The sequence below is a fragment of the bacterium genome (assembly GCA_040754625.1).
GTDB lineage: Bacteria > JACRDZ01 > JAQUKH01 > JAQUKH01 > JAQUKH01 > JAQUKH01.
This window is the reverse complement of sequence record JBFMCF010000066.1, coordinates 1-23,911: the sequence shown is the minus strand read 5'-3', so window position 1 is coordinate 23,911 and position 23,911 is coordinate 1. Positions and strand designations below refer to the sequence as shown.

22 protein-coding genes are annotated in these 23,911 nt (G+C 36.4%); all 22 read left to right on the top strand.

Going from position 1 to position 23,911, the window contains the following annotated elements; genetic code table 11:
• Window positions 1-52: 52 nt before the first annotated feature.
• On the top strand, window positions 53-367 hold the full coding sequence (locus tag AB1498_05740) for a LapA family protein (protein MEW6087789.1): 315 nt from the start codon (window positions 53-55) through the stop codon (window positions 365-367).
• On the top strand, window positions 368-1,435 hold the full coding sequence (locus AB1498_05735; protein MEW6087788.1) for a tetratricopeptide repeat protein: 1,068 nt from the start codon (window positions 368-370) through the stop codon (window positions 1,433-1,435). It abuts the gene before it with no gap.
• Window positions 1,436-1,455: 20 nt separating this feature from the next.
• Window positions 1,456-2,532: an AAA family ATPase gene (locus tag AB1498_05730; protein MEW6087787.1), complete on the top strand. Its 1,077-nt coding sequence runs from the start codon at window positions 1,456-1,458 to the stop codon at window positions 2,530-2,532.
• Between the two features lie 2 nt (window positions 2,533-2,534).
• Window positions 2,535-3,188, top strand: a complete 654-nt coding sequence (locus AB1498_05725; GenBank protein MEW6087786.1) for a DUF4276 family protein — start codon at window positions 2,535-2,537, stop codon at window positions 3,186-3,188.
• 40 nt (window positions 3,189-3,228) lie between these two features.
• Window positions 3,229-5,886, top strand: coding sequence for a DNA mismatch repair protein MutS (gene mutS, locus AB1498_05720; protein MEW6087785.1), 2,658 nt, complete (start codon window positions 3,229-3,231; stop codon window positions 5,884-5,886).
• Window positions 5,887-5,919: 33 nt separating this feature from the next.
• Entirely contained in the window at window positions 5,920-7,185 is a 1,266-nt protein-coding gene (locus AB1498_05715) for a 3-deoxy-D-manno-octulosonic acid transferase (protein ID MEW6087784.1), read from the top strand.
• Window positions 7,170-8,225: a glycosyltransferase family 9 protein gene (locus AB1498_05710; protein MEW6087783.1), complete on the top strand. Its 1,056-nt coding sequence runs from the start codon at window positions 7,170-7,172 to the stop codon at window positions 8,223-8,225. Before AB1498_05715 ends, AB1498_05710 begins: the two co-directional genes overlap by 16 nt.
• A gap of 103 nt (window positions 8,226-8,328) precedes the next feature.
• Window positions 8,329-9,177 (top strand): HEAT repeat domain-containing protein, encoded by an 849-nt coding sequence (locus AB1498_05705; protein MEW6087782.1) that lies wholly within the window; start codon window positions 8,329-8,331, stop codon window positions 9,175-9,177.
• A 90-nt stretch (window positions 9,178-9,267) separates the two neighbouring features.
• On the top strand, window positions 9,268-11,157 hold the full coding sequence (locus tag AB1498_05700; protein MEW6087781.1) for a LysM peptidoglycan-binding domain-containing protein: 1,890 nt from the start codon (window positions 9,268-9,270) through the stop codon (window positions 11,155-11,157).
• Between the two features lie 45 nt (window positions 11,158-11,202).
• Window positions 11,203-11,826, top strand: coding sequence for a cohesin domain-containing protein (locus tag AB1498_05695; GenBank protein ID MEW6087780.1), 624 nt, complete (start codon window positions 11,203-11,205; stop codon window positions 11,824-11,826).
• A gap of 2 nt (window positions 11,827-11,828) precedes the next feature.
• Window positions 11,829-12,218, top strand: a complete 390-nt coding sequence (locus AB1498_05690; GenBank protein ID MEW6087779.1) for a hypothetical protein — start codon at window positions 11,829-11,831, stop codon at window positions 12,216-12,218.
• On the top strand, window positions 12,218-13,090 hold the full coding sequence (sppA, locus tag AB1498_05685) for a signal peptide peptidase SppA (GenBank protein MEW6087778.1): 873 nt from the start codon (window positions 12,218-12,220) through the stop codon (window positions 13,088-13,090). Before AB1498_05690 ends, sppA begins: the two co-directional genes overlap by 1 nt.
• 313 nt (window positions 13,091-13,403) lie before the next feature.
• The gene (gene rny / locus AB1498_05680; protein MEW6087777.1) at window positions 13,404-14,957 is read left to right on the top strand and encodes a ribonuclease Y; all 1,554 of its coding nucleotides are present in this window, start codon (window positions 13,404-13,406) and stop codon (window positions 14,955-14,957) included.
• A gap of 231 nt (window positions 14,958-15,188) precedes the next feature.
• Window positions 15,189-15,971 (top strand): TIGR00282 family metallophosphoesterase, encoded by a 783-nt coding sequence (locus AB1498_05675; GenBank protein MEW6087776.1) that lies wholly within the window; start codon window positions 15,189-15,191, stop codon window positions 15,969-15,971.
• 5 nt (window positions 15,972-15,976) lie between these two features.
• On the top strand, window positions 15,977-17,185 hold the full coding sequence (gene xseA / locus AB1498_05670) for an exodeoxyribonuclease VII large subunit (protein MEW6087775.1): 1,209 nt from the start codon (window positions 15,977-15,979) through the stop codon (window positions 17,183-17,185).
• Between the two features lie 2 nt (window positions 17,186-17,187).
• Complete coding sequence (gene xseB, locus AB1498_05665; protein ID MEW6087774.1) at window positions 17,188-17,433, top strand: exodeoxyribonuclease VII small subunit; 246 nt, start codon at window positions 17,188-17,190, stop codon at window positions 17,431-17,433.
• Window positions 17,426-18,295, top strand: a complete 870-nt coding sequence (locus tag AB1498_05660; protein MEW6087773.1) for a polyprenyl synthetase family protein — start codon at window positions 17,426-17,428, stop codon at window positions 18,293-18,295. Before xseB ends, AB1498_05660 begins: the two co-directional genes overlap by 8 nt.
• Window positions 18,296-18,309: 14 nt before the next feature.
• Window positions 18,310-20,205, top strand: a complete 1,896-nt coding sequence (gene dxs / locus AB1498_05655) for a 1-deoxy-D-xylulose-5-phosphate synthase (GenBank protein ID MEW6087772.1) — start codon at window positions 18,310-18,312, stop codon at window positions 20,203-20,205.
• Complete coding sequence (locus AB1498_05650; protein ID MEW6087771.1) at window positions 20,186-20,917, top strand: TlyA family RNA methyltransferase; 732 nt, start codon at window positions 20,186-20,188, stop codon at window positions 20,915-20,917. Before dxs ends, AB1498_05650 begins: the two co-directional genes overlap by 20 nt.
• 19 nt (window positions 20,918-20,936) lie before the next feature.
• Window positions 20,937-21,386, top strand: a complete 450-nt coding sequence (locus tag AB1498_05645; protein ID MEW6087770.1) for an N-acetyltransferase — start codon at window positions 20,937-20,939, stop codon at window positions 21,384-21,386.
• An 82-nt stretch (window positions 21,387-21,468) separates the two neighbouring features.
• The gene (locus AB1498_05640) at window positions 21,469-23,550 is read left to right on the top strand and encodes a cache domain-containing protein (protein ID MEW6087769.1); all 2,082 of its coding nucleotides are present in this window, start codon (window positions 21,469-21,471) and stop codon (window positions 23,548-23,550) included.
• 79 nt (window positions 23,551-23,629) lie between these two features.
• A complete protein-coding gene (locus tag AB1498_05635; protein ID MEW6087768.1) occupies window positions 23,630-23,791 on the top strand; it encodes a response regulator in 162 nt (53 codons plus the stop codon).
• Window positions 23,792-23,911: the final 120 nt, after the last annotated feature.

Sequence of the window (23,911 nt, the reverse complement as noted above, 5' to 3'; positions counted from 1 at the left end):
AAGACTTTTTTTTGTTCTTCAGTTTTTGGGTTATTTTACAAGGAGATAATTTATGGAATTAAAAGTAATTTTCCTGTTTTTTTTGGTGCTTGTTTTTGTAGTTTTAGGCATTCAGAATCCTAACCCCATAACCATGCATTTTTTTGGCTGGCATTCTCCTGAGGTCCCGCTGGTTTTTATAATAATTATTTCGATGATTATAGGTATGGTAATAGTAAGTCTTATTGGAGTTATGCGCCAGTTTAAAATATCACGTGAAATAAAACGTTTAGAGGACTTGATAGAAAAACAGAATGAAGAATTAAAATCATTTCGCAACATAGATATAATGGAAACGGAAGAATTGACTAAAGAAGGAGAAGAGTAAATGCCTCAGATGGTATTGCTGATAATCGGCTTTTTCCTTGGCTGGATAGTTTTTCATAAGAACTGGCAGATACAAAGGCAGAAGAGCAAGACTAAAAAAGAAGCAAACGAGTATTATATTAAATCGTTAAATTTGATTATCGAACAAAATTTTAATGCCGCGCTTGTCGCGTTAAAGCAAGTTGTAATATTGGATACCGACCATGTGGAAGCATATTTGAAATTGGGCGATATTTATAGAAAAAAAGGGAATTTTGAAAAGGCCATAAAAATTCATGAAGGGATTACACTCAGGCAGACAATTTCCAGGGATATGCTTGTAAAAACATATTTTTGCCTTTTAAATGACTTTATTATGATTAGCAGCAAGGATTGGGATAAGATTAAAGGTATTGTTAACAAACTTATGGGATTTGGGATTAAAGAACTTTCATTGAATATTTCTTTTAAGAATATTCTTAAACGGCTGGAGATGTGGGAAGAGGCGTATGAAATACAAAAAAGAATATTAAAGCTCCAGAATTCCCAGGATAAAAACGAACTGGCTTTATTAATGAGTTTTATAGGTGATAATCATATGAAGAGGCAGGACATTAAGGAAGCTTTGAAGTGTTATAAGGAAGCCGTTGATCTCCATGAAGGCTGTATTAATGCGCATATCGGATTAGGCAATATTTATTATAATGAAAGCAAAATCCAGAAAGCAATTGAAGAATGGCAGACAGTGATTAATCTTGACCCGCAAAGCCTCCCGAAGATTGATAAAAAACTGGAGGATGCATATTTTGAAGAGCAGGAATTCGAAAAGATGATTTCCTTTTACGAGGAAATGCTGGCAAAATATCCAAATGTTCCTGAAATAAATTTTGCCCTCGGAGAAATATATGAGAAAATGGGGCAAAAAGACAAAGCGATTAATTTATATCTTGAGGTAGTCAGAAACAAAAGTAATTTTGGCAGGGCATACAGAAATTTATATCTATTATACTTAAAAAGCGGAAAAAAAGACGAGGCCCTCGCGATTTTTAATAAGATTGATGAAGTGTTCATTAAAAAAAATAAAGATTGATTCTATAGGAATAAATTATTATGCTTAAAAAAATAGAAGTTAAAGGATTCAAGTCTGTTAAAGAAATGAATATTGAATTAAAATCCTTAAACATTTTGATAGGAGCAAATGGTGTCGGAAAGTCTAATTTTGTTTCTCTTTTTAAATTAATCAATAAAATAATCGAAAAAAATCTTCAGGTATTTGTTGCTCAATCAGGCGGTGTCGATTCATTATTATATTTTGGACAGAAACAAACTAAAGAATTATTTGTAGATTTATTTTTTGGACAAAATAGTTATCATTTTTCTTTGATTCCAACTTTAAAAAATACATTAATATTTTCAAAGGAAAAAGGATGCTTCTATGGTGAAGGATATAGAGAACCATATATTGCATTCGAATATAATGGTAATGATGAAACAAACATGTATGATGTCCAGAGATCCGAAAAAACTGCCAAATTTATTTTAGATACTATTAAGAGTTGGAAATTATATCACTTTCATGATACAAGTGATTCTTCGAAAATGAAACAATTTGGCAATATTAACGATAATATTTTACTTCAGCCTGATGCTTCAAACATCGCAGCATATTTATTTTATCTTAAACAAAAATATCCACAGGATTATAGAAATATTGTAGAAACAATTCAAAATGTTGCCCCGTTTTTTGATGATTTTATCCTCAGACATAATCCAATTAATAATAATCTTATTCAGTTAGAATGGAAAGAAAAAGGTTCTGATGTTTTATTTAACTCTCATTCATTTTCTGATGGTACTCTCAGGTTTATTTGTCTTGCAACTCTTTTACTTCAACCTGATTTACCTTCTATTATTTTGCTTGATGAACCTGAATTAGGGCTTCATCCTTATGCAATCACACTGTTGTCGAGCCTAATCAAAAGCGCTGCAACAAAAACACAAATAATTATCGCAACACAATCTGTTACATTTGTAAACCAATTTGACCCTGGAGATATTATTGTGGTTAATAGAAATGTTGACCAATCAACTTTCAAACGATTGAATAAAAAAGATATGGAAAATTGGCTTGAGGAATATGGATTGGGTGATTTATGGGAGAAGAATATAATTGGCGGAAGGCCATAATTATGAAGAAAATACATATTTTAGTTGAAGGACAAACAGAAGAAACTTTTGTAAAAAGAGTATTTTTGCCTTATTTTGGAAATAAGTTATATTGCAATCCGGTGATTGCAAGAACAAAAAAAGTGAAATCCGGCTTAATTTTTAAAGGTGGAATTACATCTTATGAGAAGGTCAAAAATGATATAATTCGTCTTTTACTAGATAGTAGCGTGTGTATTGTAACAACAATGATTGATTATTACGGATTTTCTTCTATGGTCCCATTTAAAGATAAAATTCAAGGGCATATTTGTTTTGACAGAGTTGCCTCTCTTGAAAATCTGTTTCAGAAAGATATAAATAGTCCCAGGTTTATTCCTTACTTACAACTGCATGAATTCGAATCGTTAGTTTTCGTTTCGCCGGAAGAAATAGGGAAAGCTTTTAATAATATGAGAAAAGTAAATGAAATTGCTGAAATTAAAAGGAAGTTTAATTCTACAGAAGAAATCAATGACAATCCAAATACTATTCCATCAAAACGCTTATCTAATCTATTTCCTTCTTACCAAAAAACACTTCATGGTCCGTTAATAACAAACAGAATTGGATTAAATGCTATCAGGAAAGAGTGTAAACATTTTAATCTATGGCTGGAAAAATTAGAAAATCTATGATGGAAACTGCCCTACCCCTACGGTACGTTAAAGGAACCCTATGGAAACATTAACCCCGATGATGCGCCAATATCAGAAGATAAAAGAGAATTATAAGGACGCTATTCTCTTTTACCGGATTGGCGATTTCTATGAGATGTTCAATGACGACGCAAAGATAGCGTCAAAAATACTAGAAATAACTTTAACAAGCAGGGACGGCGGGAAAGAGGATAAAATCCCGCTCGCGGGGGTGCCTCATCATTCCGCGTATCCATATATCTCGCGCCTTATAAAGGAAGGTTATAAGGTGGCGATTTGCGAACAGGTCGAAGACCCTAAAACCGCTAAAGGGGTTGTAAAAAGAGAAGTGATAAGAGTTATTACCCCGGGGACCGTTCTTGAATCCGGGCTTCTGGATGATTCAAAAAATAATTTTATAATTTCCGTTTCATTTTCCAAAAACGCGGTTGGGTTTTCTTTTATAGATATTTCAACGGGCGAGTTCCAGTGCGCTGAATTCAATGATGAAAATAAAGTTGATAAATTGACTGATGAAATCGGAATATTAGGGCCGTCGGAATGCGTCATGCCGGAAAGCCTGAGGCGTGAATGGGCAGGGAAAATTCAAAGAGAATTTCCGGATATTTATCTTACTTTTCTGAATGACTGGGAATTTGACAGAAGCGCGGCTTATAATAGTTTAATAAACCACTTTAAAACTAATTCATTAAAAGGCTTTGGAATAAATGAAGAAAACGGCGAGGCAATTTCTTCCGCGGGCGCGTTATTCAAATATGTAAAAGATAATCAAAAGACAAGATTAAGCCAGATTTCCAAAATAAGTGAATATAATTTTAAGAATTACATGATTATTGACAGTGCCGCACAGAGAAACCTTGAGATTATTGAAAGCCAGAATACAAAATCAAAAAAAGGAAGCTTGCTTGAAATAATTGACAAAACAGTTACTCCGATGGGCAGGAGAAAATTAAGATATTGGATAACACATCCTCTTATAAAAGACTTTTTAATAAATGAAAGACTGGACGCGGTTGAAGAACTATTAAAAAAGAATATAGAAAGAGACGGTTTAAGGTCGGAGTTATCGAACATACTGGATATTGAAAGGATAGTTTCCCGTCTGGATAATATCAATATTGTCACCCCGCGGGATTTAATTTCATTAAAGGAATCGTTAAAAACGATTATTTGCGGCATAAAGTTTAAACTCGAAAAATTCAATTCGGCATTATTGAAAAACGCCAGATTAAACATTGAAAATAATTCGGCCCGGATAAAAAATATTATTGCGCTGGTTGATGAATCAATCGAAGAAAATGTATCATTTAATTTTAAAGAGCAAAGAATTATCAAAAAAGGGTTCAACGGTGATTTAGACGAATTATTGGAAATTGTCTCTTCCGGGAAAGACTGGGTGGTTAAATTTGAAAATAATGAAAGAGAAAGGTCGAAGATAAAGTCCCTAAAGGTCAGGTTTAACCAGATATTCGGGTATTATATTGAGGTGAGCAACCCCAACCTGTCACAAGTGCCGGCGGATTATATCAGAAAACAGACACTTGCCAACTGCGAGCGTTTTATAACATCCGAATTAAAAAATTACGAAAGCAAAATCCTGAGTGCCGAGGAGAAAATTTCGAACCTCCAGATGGAGCTTTTCAAAAAGGTTTGTGAATCTATCGGGCCGGGTATTCCCGTTATCCAGGGTGTTTCCAATATTATAAGCGGGTTGGATGCAATCCTTAGTTTAACAGCCGCGGCTTATTTAAATAATTATGTTCGTCCGGTCATTAATGACGGTGATAAGCTTATAATAAAAAAAGGCAGGCATCCTGTTGTTGAAAAAATTGAATCGCTTCAAAATTTTGTTTCAAACGATACAATAATGGATACTGAAGAAAACCAGATTCTTATTATAACAGGGCCGAACATGGCCGGGAAATCGACATATATCCGCCAGGTTTCTCTGATAGTTTTGATGGCGCAATGCGGTTCATTTGTTCCGGCTGAGTCCGCTGAGGTCGGGTTGGTTGACAGGATATTTACAAGAATCGGGGCCATGGATAATCTTGTGAAGGGCGAAAGCACATTTCTTATCGAAATGAATGAAACGGCCAATATTTTAAATAACGCGACAAATAAAAGCCTGATAATTCTGGACGAGGTAGGGCGTGGCACAAGCACGTTTGACGGGTTAAGTATTGCGTGGTCGATTGTGGAATTTCTCCATATAAATGAAAAAATAAAAGCAAGGACCCTTTTCGCGACACATTACCATGAGCTTACGGAACTCGCGCTGTCTTTCAAAGGTGTTAAAAATTACAATGTGGCGGTCCGGGAATGGAATGATGAGGTTATTTTTCTTCACCAGATTCTCCCCGGGGGAGCGGACAAAAGCTATGGAATTCACGTGGCGCAGATCGCGGGGCTTCCGAAACCTGTGATAAACAGGGCAAAGGAAATTTTGAACGACCTTGAAAAAAACAGCGTAAATGAAGACGGGAGCGCAAAGATTATTAAAAAACGAAAGGAAAATGTCTTTAAAGATCAAATGGATTTGTTTTTAAGTTCCTTTAATATAAACCATCCTATAATTGAAAAACTCAAAAGTCTTGACATAAAGAACTTGACTCCCCTGGATGCGATTAATCTCTTGAGTTCCCTGCAGGAGGAAGTGAAAGAGAAAAAGCATTGACCTGTGTATTTTAAGCGGTTATAATATTTTATTATGTTGTTTTTTATTTATGATTTTATATTATTGATATTTATAATTATTTCAGGCCCGTTTTTGCTTATTAAATTATTTAAAAAAAACGAAATATCCTTTTTAAAATACCGTTTGGGGATATTGTCTCGCGATAAGGTTGAATCGGCAAAAAAACCAATCTGGTTTCACGCGGCATCAGTCGGGGAAATTAACGGTATTTATCCGATAGTTGACTGCCTTTTTCAAAAAAATAACGACCTGGAATTTATAGTCACCACATACACGTTAACCGGCCTGAAAAGAGCGAAAGAAATATTTTCGGGTATCCCTGTTGTTAAATATTTTTCCATCCTGCCGTTGGACATCAGTTTTATTATAAGCAAATTTATTAAAAAAATAAACCCGGGAATATTGGTTATTTCTGAAACTGAAATATGGCCGAACCTGATTTATCATGCAAAAAAACAGGGCGTTAAAGTCCTGATGGTTAACGGGAGGATATCGGACAGCGCGTGGCCCAAATATTTGAGCTTCAGGTTCTTTTTTAAATATATTGTTTCTAAAATTGATTTTTACTGCGCGCAGACAGAAATAGACAAAAACCGTATTATTTCCCTGGGTATGCCGTCAAAAAAAGTTGAAATTAAAGGCAATGCGAAATACTCATTTATGCCGATAACTGAAAAGGAAATTTCATTTATATTAACTAATCCGCTTATTGTCGCGGGAAGCACACGGCCGGGCGAGGAAGAGATAATATTAGAAGCCTTTAAAAAAATACAGGGAAAATTCGCCAAGGCAATGCTTGTTATAGCGCCGCGGCATCTTGAAAGAGTTCCTGAAGTAGAAAAAATAGTTCAAAGGGCCGGGGTTTCTTATGTTTTAAGAAGTAAATATTTAAAGGACAGCGATTCACGGTTCACAGTTCTTATTCTTGACACGATGGGTGAACTAAGCGCTTTTTATAAATTATCCGATTTATCTTTTGTAGGGGGAACGCTGAAACCTTTTGACGGCCATAATATTTTAGAACCGGCTGCTTTTAACAAACCGGTATTGTTCGGCCCGTATGTGAATAATGTGAAAGAAGCATCTGAAGATCTTTTGAAAAGCGGGGGAGGGAGAAAAATATATAATTCAAAAGATTTAGAACAGGCTTTTAATGAAATACTCTTGGATGAAAACAAAAACAAAACAATGGGTGAAAGAGCCCATTTTGTCTTTAAAAAACATAAACAATCGGCAATGGAACAGGCTGGCATAATAGAATTATGGGAAAAATATTAATAATCCGCTTTAGCTCAATAGGCGATATAGTGTTGACAAGCCCTGTCCTCCGTGCGGTCCGCAATAAATATCCTGAAAGCTTTATTTCAATGTTAATCAAGGAAGAATTCATGCCTCTCGTGGCAGACTGCCCGTATCTTGATGAAGTAATAGTTTTTAAAAAAAATGGGGGCGTAATAAATTTAGCAAAAAAACTAAGAGAAAATAAATATGATATAATAATCGATATTCATCATAACTTGAGGAGTCTTTATTTAGATTATACCTTAAGTACTGAAAAGAGGCTGATATATAAAAAGAGAATTTTAAAGCGCTGGTTATTATTAAACTTACACCTGAATTTAATGGACAAAAATGCAGGCGTGATTGACAGGTATTTTGAAGCATTAAAACCTCTCGGTATAGAAAATGACAAAAATGGGCTTGAATTATGGATAAACAGGAATGATGAAGAAAAAGCAATTGAGTTTTTAAGAAAACATGATGACAACGTCAGGGAAATTTTTATCGGACTGGCGCCTTTTGCTCATTGGGAAACAAAATGCTGGCCGTTAGATTATTATGTAAAATTAATAAATCTTATAACCCGGGAAATAAATTGCAGGTTTATTGTTTTCGGGGGCCCGGGCGATGGTGAAAAACTTGGAAGCTCTTTTAAAAATTTAACAAATAAACCTGTCATGGCCCTTGGCGCCCTGAATTTAATGGCCCAGGCGGCCCTGCTAAAAAGATGCTGTTATTTTATAAGTAACGATACCGGTTTGATGCATATTGCCGACGCGGCGGGTGTGCCCCTATTAACATTTTTTGGCCCGACAGTAAGAGAATTTGGTTTTGCGCCTGTAAATAAAAATTCGGTCGTTTTGAGCCGTGATTTAAAATGCAGGCCGTGCAGTCTTCATGGTTCCCGTAATTGTCCCAGAGGGACATTGGAATGTCTAAAGTTAATTACACCGGAAGAAGCGGCGGAAAAGGTGTTGAATTATCTAAGGGCAAATAACATAGATTCCATCAAAAAAACACCCGCATTTCCCTCCTGAATTCATCTGCGCGTCGTAATTGAATTATTTTACTTATGTTATTTAGAAATTTGTCGATATTAACATCTATCCGGGTGAATTCAGCTTTTTCAAGGAGTTAAATATGAAGGCTAAAACCGCGTTTCTTATTTTAATAATATTATTAATATTGTCAAATTCAGGATTTTCTGAAATACAGCATGATACTGATAAGCTTATGGCCGGGTTGAATGACAAAGATTGGTCTGACAGGCTGAAGGCCGCGCTGGTTCTAGGAAAAATCAAGAATCCCAGGACAATTAAACCGCTGGTCCAGACTTTAAGTGATGATAATTTTTATGTGCGAAGGGCCGCCGCGAATGCCTTGATTCAGATTGGTAAACCGTGTTTGAAATTATTGAGTATTTCCGTCAGGGATGTAGACTGGTTTGTCAGAAAAGAGTCGGTCTATGCTTTAAGTGAAATAGACGGTGTTGGATCTATAGGTTTTATAACAGAAGCTCTTAGAGACGAGGATTTGCGTGTTACAAATGAAGCGAAAACGGCCTTAATTAAAATAGGCAAACCGGCAATAAAACCTGTTATTGTTCTCCTTAACGACCGCAATGGCGATGTTAAAAGAAATGCGGGATATGTTTTATCAAAAATAGGCAAACCCGCTGTAGAGCCTCTGATCGGTGTATTAAAAAATGCCGATAATGATGCTGTTATTGAGGCTGTATGGGCATTAGGCGAGATAGGGGACAGCCGTGCTGTAAATTCACTTATTCTTATCCTGAAAAATGAAAATAGCATAGTTCGCTGGGAAGCGATAGCGGCTTTAGGCAAGATTGGTGACGAAAAAATTGTGGAATTTATCAGGCCCATGCTTAATAATGAAAACAGCCGCATAAAAAATATAGCAAAAGAGGTTACTGAAAGATTAAAAAATAAGGATAAAAAAGGAATATCAGTCGCCGCATTTAAAAATTAATTTTGTAATTTTTTTATAATAATAAATTGACTTTTCCTGTTTGAAATAATATAATATATGAATATACCTGAAATTTAAGGAGGTGATGTTTTGAATATAAAAATCTTTAATAAAAAAATTTTTTTGTTAATATTTTTTATATTTATTTGTATTAATATCAGCTGTTTAAAAAAGAATTATCAAAGTAATTTGATAGAAGAAAAACCTGCAGAAAATCCAGACTTCGAAAATTCAATCAGCCTTATGCCAGCCTTGGATCAAAATAATAATATTAGTGATTCGGATATTGTAATAAAACCCGCAACAGGACCCGCGGAAGAATCGCAGGTCACAAGCAATGATTCATTTGTTCCTGCAGATGATAATGATACAGCTAATTCAGGAACAGAAGGACTCTTGCCGTTGGAAGAGGCTGTTAATGAGACTGTGAATAATGAAAATTTTGAAGAAGATTCAACGGAAGTCTCAAATAACACTTTAGAAAATAAAAAACAGGATGAAAAGACCGGCCAAAAAGAAGGGAAAGAATTAATACAGGAACATTATAGCAAGGCATTGAGTTTTTATGACTCAGGCGAGTATGATAAATCAAAAGAAGAGTTAAAATTATGTTTAAAACTGACTGCTGACATGGATTTGGATATTGAAACATTATTCAGGTTTGGCGATGTCTATAAAGATGTTTTTGACAGCACATCCACCCAGGAAACAACAGTTGAACAAAATGGTTCAATTGATTCAACAGGCGTTTTGGACAATATTGTCCAGGAGGAAAAAGAGATTGTCCAGGGGTTGAGTGCCGGCGAAGTGGAATATGATTTCCCTGTCGAATTTAATGAGGAAGTTAAAAAATATATTAGACTGCATGTAGGAAGAAATCACAAGGCCATGAAGGCGCGTTTAGCAAGGTCCGGCAAGTATATAGATATGATGAAAGAAGTCTTTAAAAATGAAGGACTGCCCCAGGATTTAGCTTATTTGCCTATGATTGAGAGTGCTTTTAAGGTGAAAGCGTATTCCCGTGCAGGAGCTGCGGGCCTATGGCAGTTTATGAGAAAAACAGGGCAAAAATACGGGTTAAAATCAAACTGGTCGATTGATGAACGGTATGACCCTGTTGCATCGACCAGGGCAGCGGCAAAATATTTAAAAGACCTTTACAAGATTTTCGATTCCTGGATATTAGCGGAGGCCGCGTATAATGCAGGGGAATTCAGAATACTCAGGGCCATGGGGATTGCTGTAAGCCGGGATTTTTGGTATCTTGCAAAGAAGAACATTTTAGCAAGGGAAACCAGGGGCTATGTCGCAGATTTTATGGCGAACCTGATAATAGCAAAAAATCCGGAAAAATATGGATTTACAAATATACAATATGAACAACCGTTTGAATATGATGAGATTGTAATCGAAAATTGCATGGAATTGTCTTTTGCGGCCCGGCTGGCTGAATGTTCTGTTGAAGAATTGAAGTTTTTAAATCCTGCTTTAATAAAATGGTGTACTCCGATAGATTATCCGAAATTTGTTTTAAAAGTCCCTAAAGGCAAAGCGGAAACATTTAATGATAATCTGGCAAAAATAGCAAATAAAGACCCTAAAGGGAAAATAGGCTGGACCCAGCATGTTGTTAAAAGCGGGGAAACAATGTCAATAATTTCATGGAAATATGGAATACCAGTTGCATCAATTGCCAAGGCAAATAATATTAGTGATATCAACAGGATATCTGTTGGTATGAGGCTGTTTATTCCTTATGGAAAGAATACGCCGGACGAAACGGTTAGTTTGAAAAGTGATTCCGGTTATAAAAAGATTGTGTATGTAGTCCGGACAGGCGATACCCTTTGGGAGATTGGTAAAAGATATAATATTACACTCGATAAAATAAGGGAGTGGAATATCGATTTTTCCGGCAGGAAACATATCTATCCGGGTGAAAAATTAGCTATCTGGATAAAAGAAGAAGAAGAGATGTAGCCAGGGATTCCAATATAAGCAGTCGTTTAAAGATAATATGTATTGATGGAAAAAGTCTTTATCGGTTTATTATTGATATTATTGATTTTCCCAAATTGCCGGAGAAAAGATTCGAATTCCCTAACTGTGTCTGAAACCAATCAAAACGATACGGCTGAATTGCCGCCTATGCCTCCCGGGGATACCGGATATAATACTTCAAGTTCGAATAATTACATGACGACAAATCAAACTGCTCCCGTGTTTATTTTTTTACCTCATAAGAAAAATCTGGAATCAGGGAATATTGGCATAGAATATAGAGAATCTAAACCGAATATTTTTTATATAAATATTTGCGGGGGAATTAATGTTTTTGGAATAACCTTTGATTTTGATTATGATACTGATAAATTAATATTGAAAAAAGCGGAAGAAGGAGATTTTCTTAATAAAGATGGGAAGAAGACCAGTTTTATTTTCAGCAATCAAATAGTGGCAGTAAGCCGTTTAACCCAGGCATCGGGCGGGGTGACGGGTGACGGGTGTATTTGTACTATTGAATTCGAAGCTAAAAAAACATTTGACAGTCTATTGATAGGTTTCAGGAATCAGAAAGCGACAGATAAAGCCTTTTTAGAGGTGCTGCCGGCCGGCAATTGGTTTGGCGGTATATTAGAGTATAAATAATCATGAATTTAAAAAAGCAATATATACAGGTTAGTTTATTATCGGGCCGTTCCTATATTGGGTATGTTACAAATGATTTTTCCCCTAATTATTCCGACGATCTTTGTTTTACCCTTCATGATGTTCATTTCTTATATACTAAAGCTGAAAAAAACGGGGAATCTGTACTTTCGTTAATCAGCATTCAGGATACTCCCGAGGGGCTTTTGCCTGATATGGATATTATGTGGCAGGCAGTAAATACTATTCAATATTTAAAAGAAGGATCAAAAATAATTTATGAGATAGAAACTAAAAAAAGTCAAAAAACAGTCAGAAAAGAAAATGCAGAAATTTATATTTTGAAAAAGTCTAAAAAAGATGTTGAAAAGAACAGTTTGGGAGAGAAATAATGTCTGGTTATAAAAAATTTATCACGGCAGGCACATGTATTTTATTAGGAATTGGTTTTTTATATTTTTTATTCGGCGGCGAAGATAATATATTAAAAACCTTTGGGAAGACTAATGAACAAATCGCTATTATTGAGATTGACGGTCCAATAACAAATTCGGGCCATTTTTTGAAGCTTTTCCGTCATTACAGCGAAATGAACAGTGTCAAAGCTTTAGTGCTGAGAATCAACAGCCCGGGCGGGCAGGTCGGATCTGTCCAGGAAATATATGAAGAATTGAAGAAAATCAGGAAAAAAGGCAAAAAAGTTGTTGCGTCATTCGGTGATGTGGCGGCATCCGGGGGCTATTATATCGCGTGCGGTTCGGATAAAATTGTTTCCAATCCAGGGACACTGACAGGAAGTATCGGGGTAATAATGCAATTTGCTAATTTTGAAGATTTAATAAAAAAAGTAGGTGTTGATATACAGGTCGTAAAAAGCGGTTTACACAAGGATATCGGGTCACCTGTCAGGAAATTGACTGAAGAGGAACAGAAAATATTAAAAGAGGTGGTTGATGATGTTTATGACCAATTTATCGAGGCTGTATCTGAATCGAGAGGATTGGATAAGGAAGAGGTGAAAAAATACGCCGATGGAAGGATTTTTTCAGGACGCCAGGCAAAAAAATATGGTTTGGTGGATAATATTGGTAATATTGAAGACGCAATTGATATTGCCAGACAAATATCAAACATCAGGGGTGTGCCGAATGTGATAATTCAGAAAAAGCCTTTGCCGGCATTTTTTGATTATTTATCTTCTATATTTTATGGAAAAATTGAAGGGTATAAAAACAATTCTTTGTCAATTTTATATAAGCTTTAACATTTATTTTCAATAAGTTATTGACTTTTTATTTTATTTAATTTATAATGTATATAATCATATTTCTCTCTAAATAGAAATATGTTTAAATATAGTGGTTAGCGGATACATTCGATTAAATTTATCATATATTTATTATTTTATATTGAAAAATATGATAAACAGTTAATTTTTATAATCAAATCTCAATATGCTTGAAGTTTGCTCATTTGATTTCATGTTTTATCGAATATCCTGTCTAATCACCATTCTTTAATTTCACAATTATTCAAATCTTTTTATTTTATATTTTCTGAAAGGAGCAGCTTTTATTATGGATAAGATAATTTTTCTAATATTATTCGGGGGGATTGGTGTTCTTGCAGGATATTTTTTAAGAAAGATTGTTTCGGCGAATAAAGTGGTCTCGGCTGAGAACAGGGCTAAAAAAATTATTGAAGAAGCTGAAAAAGAAGCAAATAACAAAAGGAAAGAGGTTTTATTAGAGACAAAGGACACATTGATAAAAGAAAAACTGGAGTTGGAGAAAGAGTTTAAAGGCAGGAGGACGGAATTAGCTTTATTTGAAAAACGGTTGAGGCAAAAGGAAGAAAGCTTAGAAAGAAAAACGGACATTATAGAAAAAAAAGAAGAAGACATCAGCCAGAAATTAAAAGATATATCAAGAAAAATAGAAAATATTGATCAAAAAGAAAAAGAATTTAAAGCATTAATTGAAGAGGAAAGAAAAAAATTAGAGACAATTTCAGGCCTAACGGTTTCCGATGCTAAAAAGATGCTTTTGGCTGATTTAAAAGATGAAGTTGTCCATGAATCGGGTATTATGATTAAACAAATCCAGGATGAGGCAAGGGAAGTGGCTGAAAAAAAAGCAAGGGAAATTATAACCTTATCTATACAAAGATGCGCGGTTGACCAGGTAGTGGATTCTACCGTTTCTGTTATATCGCTTCCGAATGAAGAAATGAAGGGAAGGATTATAGGCCGTGAGGGAAGAAACATCAGGGCCCTGGAAAATGCGACTGGTATAAATCTTATTGTTGATGATACTCCTGAGGCCGTAATTCTGTCAGGATTTGACAGTGTGCGGAGGGAAATAGCAAGGATTACGCTGGAAAAGTTAATTTCCGACGGCAGAATACATCCTGCGAGAATCGAGGAACTGGTAGAAAAAGTTAAAAAAGAGGTAGAAGCTACGATATATGAGGAGGGGGAAAATGCTGTTTTTGAAGCGGGAATACGCGGTATACACCCTGAAGAAATAAAATTGTTAGGCCGCTTAAAATACCGTACAAGTTATGGTCAAAATGTGCTTCAGCATTCAAAAGAAGTGGCGCATTTGGCCGGTGTATTGGCTTCAGAGTTAAAAGTTGATCCTGTAATAGTAAAACGGGCAGGCCTTCTCCATGATATAGGGAAAGCGGTGGATCATGACCAGGAAGGCACTCATGCACAGCTTGGCGCGGATTTGGCAAAAAAATATAATGAGTCACCTGTTATTGTGAATGCAATTGCTTCACACCATGATGATCTTACCCCGCAGAATATTGAAGCTGTTCTTGTCCAGGTCGCGGATTCTATTTCAGGTTCAAGGCCGGGAGCAAGGCGTGAAACCCTTGAAAATTATGTGAAAAGGCTGGAAAAACTGGAAAAAATTGCTGATACTTTTTCAGGAGTAGAAAAAGCATTTGCTATTCAGGCCGGCAGGGAAATACGGGTAATAGTAAAAAGCGATATAGTAAATGATGCGGATGCCGCTATTTTGGCGAGGGACCTTGCCAAAAAAATAGAGGCTGAACTGGAATATCCCGGCCAGATAAAAATAACGGTCATAAGGGAAACCAGGGTTGTTGATTATGCGAAATGAACCCCGCCCATCTTGATTACGAGGGAGGGTTTAAGACTAGTGCTCTGTTAAATTAGTTACTGGTGGTTGCACAATCAGGTAGTCGCAGGCTTCAGCCTGCGTTTCATGAACGCAACCTAAAGGTTGCGCCTACCTCGGTTATCAAAAATTAATTTAGCAGATCACTGGTAATCTTTTTTGGAAAAATTGGCTGTATTGTTTAAAGAATAAACACTGGAGGTGATGGGCGGGGTGAATATTTTAGTGATCGGTGATATTAATGGAAAAGCCGGGCGTAAGGCGGTTAAAGAATTATTACCGGCAGTTAAAAAAAAATATATCATTGATTTTTGTATAGCAAATGCCGAAAATGCGGCCGGCGGTTTTGGGCTGACATCTGAAATAGCTTCCGATCTTTTTTCCTACGGAGTCGATGTGATTACCATGGGAAATCATACATGGGATAACAAGGAATTAGAGAATTTCATTGACTCTGAACCGAGGATTCTAAGGCCGTTAAATTATCCCCGCGGCAACCCGGGACACGGCTCAATAGTAGTTGATGTGAAAAATATAAAGGTAGCCGTGATAAACCTTACAGGAAGAGTTTTTATGGGGAATTTTGATTGTCCGTTCAGGGCCGCGGAAGAAGAAATAAAATGGCTTAAAGGGTCTAATCCGGTAATTATTGTTGACTTCCACGCAGAAGCTACATCTGAAAAGATAGCTTTAGGATGGTTTTTAGACGGGAAAGTAAGTGCCGTAGTCGGGACGCACACTCATGTCCAGACCGCGGATGAAAAAATTTTGCCGTCAGGGACGGCATATATAACCGATGTCGGAATGACTGGTGCGCATGATTCTGTCATAGGAATAAAAAAAGAATTAGCTATAAGAAGATTTCTCACCCAAATGCCGGTGAAATTTGACGTGGCCTCTGAAGATATTCAATTTAATGCTTTATGTGTACAAATTAATACAAACGACAATAAGGCAGAAAAGGTAATAAGGGTGAGTAAAAAACTATCACCTTAAAGCAGATGTTAAATAAAAAAGTTCATGTATATACGGTCAGTGAAATCAATCAAAATATAAAACATGTTCTGGAAACCAATTTTAACAATATCTGGATTGAAGGTGAAATTTCCAACCTTAGACAACCGGCGTCAGGTCATGTTTATTTTACCCTCAAGGACAGCCAGAGCCAGATAAGGGCGGTTTTATTCAATTCATTTTCACAAAAAACAAAATTTAAATTAGAAGACGGCATGCATATAATCGCTTCAGGTTCACTGACTTTGTACGAAAAAAGAGGCGAATACCAGGTTATAATAAATTACATGGAGCCAAAAGGCATTGGCGCATTGCAATTGGCTTTTGAGCAATTAAAAAAAAAGCTTTCCCGTGAAGGGTTATTCGATTCTTCGCACAAAAAAACCATACCGCTTTTTCCGGAAAAAATCGCGATTGTAACATCACCGACAGGGGCAGCCGTAAAAGATATGATAAACGTAATCAGCCGGAGGTCCCCATGGGTCAAAATTACTGTTTACGGGGTAAAAGTCCAGGGGGAAGGTGCAAAGGAAGAAATAGCCCGTGCTATTGATGAAGCGAATCAGGATAAGGAAATTGACCTTTTGATAGTTGGACGCGGGGGGGGCTCGATTGAAGATTTATGGCCGTTTAATGAAGAGATAGTTGCAAGAAGCATATATAATTCCACTGTGCCTGTAATCTCTGCCGTGGGGCATGAGATTGATTATTGTATTTCTGATTTTACGGCTGATTTACGTGCGCCGACACCTTCCGCCGCCGGTGAATTGGCTGTCCCTGACAGGAAAGAGTTGCTGAGAAAATTAGGTGATTTAGAATTCTGTTTAAAGCAGATGCTTGATAATTTTATTGAAAATAAAAGATTGAGACTGGAAAATTTACTCAGGTCACAGTTTTTTTTATTGCCTAAAGAAAAAATTAATGAATACCGGCTGGAAATTGATGAATATATAGATTGTCTCCAGAGGAATTGCCTGCGCAATCTTGAGTTGAAAAAGCGGATGTTTCACGATATAATAAAAAAACTGAATATAATTAACCCTTTAAATGTTCTTGAGCGGGGTTATTCTTTAAGTTATCTTATGCCGGAAGAAAATTTACTGAAAGATAGAAATAATGTCAAACCGGGCGACAAGATTAAGGTCAGGTTATTTAAAGGGAAAATGTATTGTTTGGTCCAAAAAACAGAGGAATAGACATGAAAATTAAATTTGAAGATGCAATGAAGAAATTAGAAGATATTATCAAAAGATTCGAAACAGAAGATGTAGACCTGGATGATTCAATTAAATTGTTTGAGGAAGGAATGAAGTTATCATCCGAATGTTCGAAAAAGCTGAATGAAGTTGAAAAGAAGATAGAACTGATTACCAAAAACAAAAATGATGATTCAGTAATTAAAACTTTCACTGCCGGCAGGATTGAGGAGGCTGCTGATGAATAAAGAACATATTGAAAAATATATGGCCGTGAAAAGAAAAGCAGTGGATAAGGCTTTAAAAACGTATCTTCCGAAATCATCTGAATACCCCCCCCGTATTCACGAAGCTATGAATTACAGCGTATTTTCCGGGGGAAAACGGATAAGGCCGGTTCTCGCGATGGCGGTTTATGAATTGTTTGACAAAGATTCAAAAAAAATTCTTCCAATAACATGTGCCATTGAATTTATCCATACATATTCCCTCATACATGATGACTTGCCTTGTATGGACAATGATGATTACAGGCGGGGGAAATTATCATGCCATATGAAATTTGGAGAAGATATTGCTCTTTTGGCGGGGGACGCCCTTTTAACTTTAGCTTTTGAAATATTGAGCGGTCCTCACGGGAATGTTTTTCCGCCAGAAAAAATATTGAAAGTTATAAATGTAATTTCCAGGGCCATCGGGACAAAGGGAATGATAGGCGGGCAGGTGGCAGACTGCCAGTCAAAAGCAAAGGATGTTGATGTCCCTCTTTTACAATATATTCACGTCCATAAAACCGGCGAGTTTTTTCTTGCATCAGTAAATACCGGTGCTGTCCTGGGAGGAGCATCTTTGGATGAATATTCGTGCCTTTCGCGTTTTGGAGAGGATATCGGCCTGGCGTTTCAGATTGTCGATGACATTCTTGATAAAGATAATGATAATGCCCGGGGAAAGAGCAAAATAACTTATCCTGTTGTTTTTGGTGAATTGGAATCTAAAGAAAAAGCAGCGGGCCTTATTGATAAAGCCAAAAAGGAACTTAAAATATTTGGGGAAAAAAGTCTTATTTTGAACGGCTTGGCGGAATATATTATTCAGAAAATAAATTAAAATGGATTCTTCATATGGAAAGAATTTTGGATGAAATTAATTGCCCCGATGATTTAAAAAAACTGCCGCAATGGAAATTAAAAATTCTTGCAAAAGAGGTAAGGGAAGAAATAATCCAGACAGTTTCCAGGACTGGAGGGCATTTAGCGGCGAATTTAGGCGTGATTGAGCTTACAATCGCGCTTCTTTATGTTTTTGATTGTCCGAAAGATAATGTTATTTGGGATGTGGGGCATCAATGCTATGCGTATAAAATTCTAACCGGCCGTAAAGATAAATTTTGTTCATTGCGCCAATACGGCGGCCTTAGCGGTTTTCCCTGCCGTAATGAATGTATATATGATGTATTTGGGACCGGCCACAGCAGTACTTCTGTTTCTGCCGGCGCAGGCATAGCTACAGCGCTGAAATTAGACGGCAAAAACAAAAATAATACTATAACGGTGATTGGCGACGGGGCATTAACTGCCGGGATGGCCTTTGAGGGATTGAATTTTTCCGGGCATATCAGGAGCAACCTCAAAGTTATTGTTAACGACAATGCAATGTCGATATCTCCTAATGTAGGTGCGTTAGGCGGATATTTAAGCCGTATTACTACAGCCCCGTGGTATAACAGGATGAGAAGTGATATGGAAAAGAAATTAAAGGAAAAAAGCCCCGGGATGTTGTTTGCATTAAAAAAAATGGAAGAAAGTTTAAAAACTCTTTTCACGCCCGGTGTTTTATTTGAAGAATTGGGTTTCAGGTATTTTGGCCCGATAGACGGCCATGATATTAATATATTAATATCGACATTTTATAGAATAAAAAATTTTAACGGGCCGATTTTGGTCCATGTTTTGACAAAAAAAGGCAAAGGATACCTGCCCGCGGAGAGCAATCCTGAAAGGTTCCATGGAATCGGAAAATTTGACCCTGTTACAGGCGGGGATATTGATGACGGCAGGCAAAAGATTGCGTATACGGATGTATTCAGCAAAGCGATAATTAATCTTGCGAAGGAAAACGATAAGATTGTCGCGGTTACCGCGGCTATGCCGGACGGGACCGGGCTTTCAGATTTTGCGAAAGAATTTCCCGCGAGGTTTTTTGATGTGGGAATTGCGGAACAAAATGCCGCTACTTTTGCCGCGGGGCTCGCCTGCGGGGGGTATAAACCCATTGTCGCGATATATTCAACATTCCTGCAAAGGGCTTATGACCAGATTATTCATGATGTGTGCATCCAGAATCTGCCTGTAATTTTTTGCCTGGACAGGGCGGGAATTGTCGGAGCGGATGGTGTAACTCATCAGGGGATTTTTGATCTTTCATATCTCAGGTCGATTCCGAATATAGTAATTATGGCCCCAAAAGATGAAAATGAACTGCCGAAAATGCTCAGGACCGCAGTTGCATTAAACCGCCCAGTTGCTATCAGGTACCCGCGCGGGGAGATTATGGGAAATGGTTTCGACGAAAAGAATGAAATTATCCCTTTCGGACGCGCTGAAGTATTAAGATCAGGATATGATGCTGTAATTTTTGGCGTGGGCCCTATAGTTTACGAAGGGCTGAAAGCGGCAGATGAATTGGAAAAACAGGGGAAAAAGATCGGCGTGATAAATATGAGGTTTGTTAAACCGGTTGACAGGGAGATGATAAAAGATATTTGTAAAAAAACGAAAAATATTTTGACTTTGGAAGAAAATGTTTTGGCCGGGGGGTTCGGCAGTGCGGTCCTGGAGGTAATTTCTGAAGAAGGAATTTTGGTCAAAACAGCGTTAACAGGACTTCCTGATACTTTTATTGAGCACGGCTCTCAAAAAATTTTAAGAGAAAAATACGGGCTGGATAAAAAACATATCAAGGAAAAATTGCTGAAACTTTTAAAATCCGATAATAGTAATGGCAAAGATCAGGCTTGACAGGTATCTTTTGGAAAAGGGATATTGTTCAAATATAGAAAAAGCGGTCAAAATAATACTTGCCGGTGAAGTATCCGTGGACGGCCGGAGGTTAGATAAACCGGGCATGCTGATAGACAATTGCAGTATAATAAATACTGTTTTGAAGGAAAAATATGTAAGCCGCGGCGGGAAAAAACTGGAAAAAGCGATAAATGAATTTCGACCTGACATTGAAAATAAAATAGTAATTGATATCGGATCATCCACAGGAGGGTTCACGGATTGTCTTCTCCAGAACGGCGCAAAAAAGATATATTGTATTGATGTCGGGTATGGCCTGTTGGATTGGAAATTGAGAAACAATAAACGCGTTATAGTGAAGGAAAAAACAAACGCGCGTTATTTAAAAAAAGATGATTTTGAAGATGAAATTGACCTGGCTGTTATTGATGTTTCTTTTATTTCGCTAAAAAATATTATCCCCGCTGTTTTAAATATATTAGGAGATAAGGGGGAAATAATAGCTTTGATAAAACCCCAGTTTGAAACAGACCCCAAAAATGTGGGAGAAGGCGGGGTGGTCCACGAAGAGAAGCATAGAAAAGAAGCGATTGATAATATTTTGGATTTCGCTCAAAAACATAATTTAAAAAATAAAGGGGTTATTCCCTCCCCTGTAAAAGGCCGGGCGGGAAATATAGAATATTTATGTTATTTAAGCAAACTATGAAGTAAAAGGCGGTATTTATATGATAAGAAAAGCATTTGTTAAAGAAATAAAAGACATATATAGGATTATTCAGTTAAACGCGGAAAGCGGGAAACTCCTTCCGAGGTCTTATAACCAGCTGTATGAAAATATCAGGGATTTTTTTGTGTATGAAAAAAACAACCAAATTATAGGAATTTGTGCCCTTCATATAAGCTGGGAAAACCTTGCTGAGATTAAATCACTTGCCGTATTGGAGTCTGAAAGACAAAAGGGCATAGGCACAAAATTGCTGAAGGCCTGTTTAAAAGAGGCCAGGGAGCTTGGCATTAAACAAGTCTTCACTTTGACTTATGTAACCGATTTTTTCGGGAAAAATGGATTTAAAACAGTAGAAAAAAACAGTTTGCCTCATAAAATATGGAGCGAATGTGTTAATTGTGTTCAATTTCCTGACTGTGATGAAATAGCGATGCTGATAAATTTATAGATTATTATTAATAATGTAGTATCATCTTAATGAGAAATCAGGCTTTTAAAACTTAAAAAAATAATTTGTTAAGGAGTTTACAATGAGAAAATTATTGGTTATATTTTTCTTTTTATGTTTGTTGTCAGCCGTAAACATTGCGGATGAGGTTTTAATAACGGCGAATATGCCTTCAGAAGAAATCGGTGAGGTATTGTCCGGGAAATCTCAAGACACCGCTGAAAAAATAAGGCAGATTATATCAGAGCGTGGAAAGGATTTGCTTATATTATCAAAAGGATTGACTTCGTTCGCCCAGGCGGGCCGGCAGGAATGGGCAAAAAGCATAATAGCTTTCTCAAAAGAAATTAAAGATTATCCTTTAATAAGAATAATAAATACAAGGGGTGTAGAAGAGCTCAAGGTTTCAAACGGGATAGAAATAAAATCCGGTTATGCCGATGTAAGCTCTGATGAATTTTTTAAAGAATCAATCAAATTAAATAAAGACCAGATTTCAGTTTCATCTTTAGAGTTCAATTCCGAAGGTATCGTTGTTCTTAGGATGTCCACACCAATCTATGGATTGACCGGCATGGAAAAGGCGATTCTAAGTTTTGACTGGGACATCAGCGAAATAACCAATTTAATAAAAAAACTTAAAATTTCTGATTCCAGCTATGGTTTCGTTATTAATCCTGAGGCTAAAATATTAATTCACCCCGAGAAAATTAAAATGTTAAAAGAAAAGCTTGATACCGATGTAAATCCTGAATATAAAGCGATTGTCCAGAGAATGCAGTTAGGAGAAAGCGGGTGGGGGAAATATTTTGTGCAGGAAAAAGAATACATAATCGGTTTTTATTTTTATCCTGAATTGGATTGGTCTATTGGGATTTCTTACCTGCGCGGAGAATATGTCCCGGAAAATAAGGATATTCCGGCGTCTGTTTCAGTTGAAATTCCTAAACCTGTGGCTGAAAAAACAAAGGAAGACGGGATAAAGCCGGTCATGGTGCCAACAGTTACTCCGCCAATACAGGAGGATATCAAACCTTTATCAGCGTTTTCACTTAAAATCCTTAAAGGCGCATTGAGAACAAAAAATATCGATAAATTAATCGCGTCGGTGAAAATAGAAGGCAGGATCTCGAAAGAATTGACTGAAACCCTCACGATAAAATTAAAAGGTGAGAATGCAGGCCTTTCACAGGACATATTTGATTTCTGGAAATTAAATGAAAATTCATTTAGAAAACACTACTGGGAGATAACAAGCCCCGAATTAATGGCTGAAACACGTGTGTTGAACGAAAGTGAAGCATTTGTTTATTACCCCATGGAAAAGAAAGTAATAAAATTTTCAAGAGATGAATATTATGAATATTTTAAATTGAATTTAGAAAAAGAAAATAAAATACTTGCGCCGCTGAAATCCATGGACATTGAAAATTATTATAATGATAAAATTGATATGCTGCAGGAAAACGAGAAAATGTTTTACGTGCTGGAAATGGATATGAAAACACCATTGGAATTTTTCGGTATATCGCTGAAACAGGTCAAAATGAAGATTGATAATGAATATTTTCTGCCGGTTCTGGTTGAGTGGTATGCGGGTGATAAAGAAAAGATTGTCTGGAAAATCCTGGAAAACTATACTATAAACTCAAACGAAACAATTGATTACTCATACACGCCAAAACAAGATGAGAATATTTTCCAGTACAGGGAAATTAAGACGGGATTGATAAAAGACGCGGGTTTGCAAATTGAAGCAGAAAGAGGAAGTGAAATAAAATTGGATTATCTGGCGGTTAAAGAAATATTGCAGGAAGAAATCAAGAAGCGCGGGTTAATCGCGGCAAGAATTTTAGCATCAGAAAGTAATAATTTTATCTTGAATAAGAGCATTGATGGTTTAAAAAATACCTTGCTGAATGTCTGGGAAGAAGATTGGATTGATTATATTTTTATTTTAGACAATGAAGGGAAAAAGGTTATCCATACAAAAGTAAAGGAGTCCCAAAAGAATAAAGAAATCGCTTTGATGTATCAAAAAGAAGAAATATCCGTCCCAATCATTTACCAGGGGCGGCCGGTTGGTTCTGTTAAAATAGGCATTAGTTTCGAAAAAGCAGATTATATCCTCAGCGAGTTGATGAAAAAAATTAAAGAAAAATAAACTTGACATTTTTATAAATAGGTTTATAATAGCCAGATATTATATTTATTGTAAAATAATGATATAAACAAATAATAATATGCACGATTTAAAAAAGAAAAAAATTCTTATTGTCGATGACGAAAAAGATATACGCATTTTAGTTTCACAGATTTTAGGTGAAAAAAACTACCAGACCTATTTCGCGTCTGATGGCCGTGAGGCCCTTGATTCTGCAAACCTAAATAAGCCTGATTTGTAACTATTCAGCATAAAAACACAATTATTTCATAAACTCCGGTAACTCTCCCCTGAATAATAAGTTCAAAGCCTGTACAGAACCGACTCCATTTTTTCTGCACGTCGAAATATAGCTTCTGAT

Excerpts from the sequence above, each read along its gene's own strand:
- xseB (MEW6087774.1), top strand. The coding sequence starts at position 17,188 with ATGAAAATTAAATTTGAAGATGCAATGAAGAAATTAGAAGATATTATC.
- AB1498_05710 (MEW6087783.1), top strand. The coding sequence starts at position 7,170 with ATGGGAAAAATATTAATAATCCGCTTTAGCTCAATAGGCGATATAGTG.
- AB1498_05660 (MEW6087773.1), top strand. The coding sequence starts at position 17,426 with ATGAATAAAGAACATATTGAAAAATATATGGCCGTGAAAAGAAAAGCA.
- AB1498_05690 (MEW6087779.1), top strand. The coding sequence starts at position 11,829 with ATGAATTTAAAAAAGCAATATATACAGGTTAGTTTATTATCGGGCCGT.
- AB1498_05645 (MEW6087770.1), top strand. The coding sequence starts at position 20,937 with ATGATAAGAAAAGCATTTGTTAAAGAAATAAAAGACATATATAGGATT.
- AB1498_05715 (MEW6087784.1), top strand. The coding sequence starts at position 5,920 with ATGTTGTTTTTTATTTATGATTTTATATTATTGATATTTATAATTATT.
- AB1498_05705 (MEW6087782.1), top strand. The coding sequence starts at position 8,329 with ATGAAGGCTAAAACCGCGTTTCTTATTTTAATAATATTATTAATATTG.
- AB1498_05635 (MEW6087768.1), top strand. The coding sequence starts at position 23,630 with ATGCACGATTTAAAAAAGAAAAAAATTCTTATTGTCGATGACGAAAAA.
- dxs (MEW6087772.1), top strand. The coding sequence starts at position 18,310 with ATGGAAAGAATTTTGGATGAAATTAATTGCCCCGATGATTTAAAAAAA.
- AB1498_05740 (MEW6087789.1), top strand. The coding sequence starts at position 53 with ATGGAATTAAAAGTAATTTTCCTGTTTTTTTTGGTGCTTGTTTTTGTA.
- AB1498_05730 (MEW6087787.1), top strand. The coding sequence starts at position 1,456 with ATGCTTAAAAAAATAGAAGTTAAAGGATTCAAGTCTGTTAAAGAAATG.
- mutS (MEW6087785.1), top strand. The coding sequence starts at position 3,229 with ATGGAAACATTAACCCCGATGATGCGCCAATATCAGAAGATAAAAGAG.
- AB1498_05650 (MEW6087771.1), top strand. The coding sequence starts at position 20,186 with ATGGCAAAGATCAGGCTTGACAGGTATCTTTTGGAAAAGGGATATTGT.
- AB1498_05695 (MEW6087780.1), top strand. The coding sequence starts at position 11,203 with ATGGAAAAAGTCTTTATCGGTTTATTATTGATATTATTGATTTTCCCA.
- AB1498_05640 (MEW6087769.1), top strand. The coding sequence starts at position 21,469 with ATGAGAAAATTATTGGTTATATTTTTCTTTTTATGTTTGTTGTCAGCC.
- sppA (MEW6087778.1), top strand. The coding sequence starts at position 12,218 with ATGTCTGGTTATAAAAAATTTATCACGGCAGGCACATGTATTTTATTA.
- xseA (MEW6087775.1), top strand. The coding sequence starts at position 15,977 with ATGTTAAATAAAAAAGTTCATGTATATACGGTCAGTGAAATCAATCAA.
- rny (MEW6087777.1), top strand. The coding sequence starts at position 13,404 with ATGGATAAGATAATTTTTCTAATATTATTCGGGGGGATTGGTGTTCTT.
- AB1498_05735 (MEW6087788.1), top strand. The coding sequence starts at position 368 with ATGCCTCAGATGGTATTGCTGATAATCGGCTTTTTCCTTGGCTGGATA.
- AB1498_05725 (MEW6087786.1), top strand. The coding sequence starts at position 2,535 with ATGAAGAAAATACATATTTTAGTTGAAGGACAAACAGAAGAAACTTTT.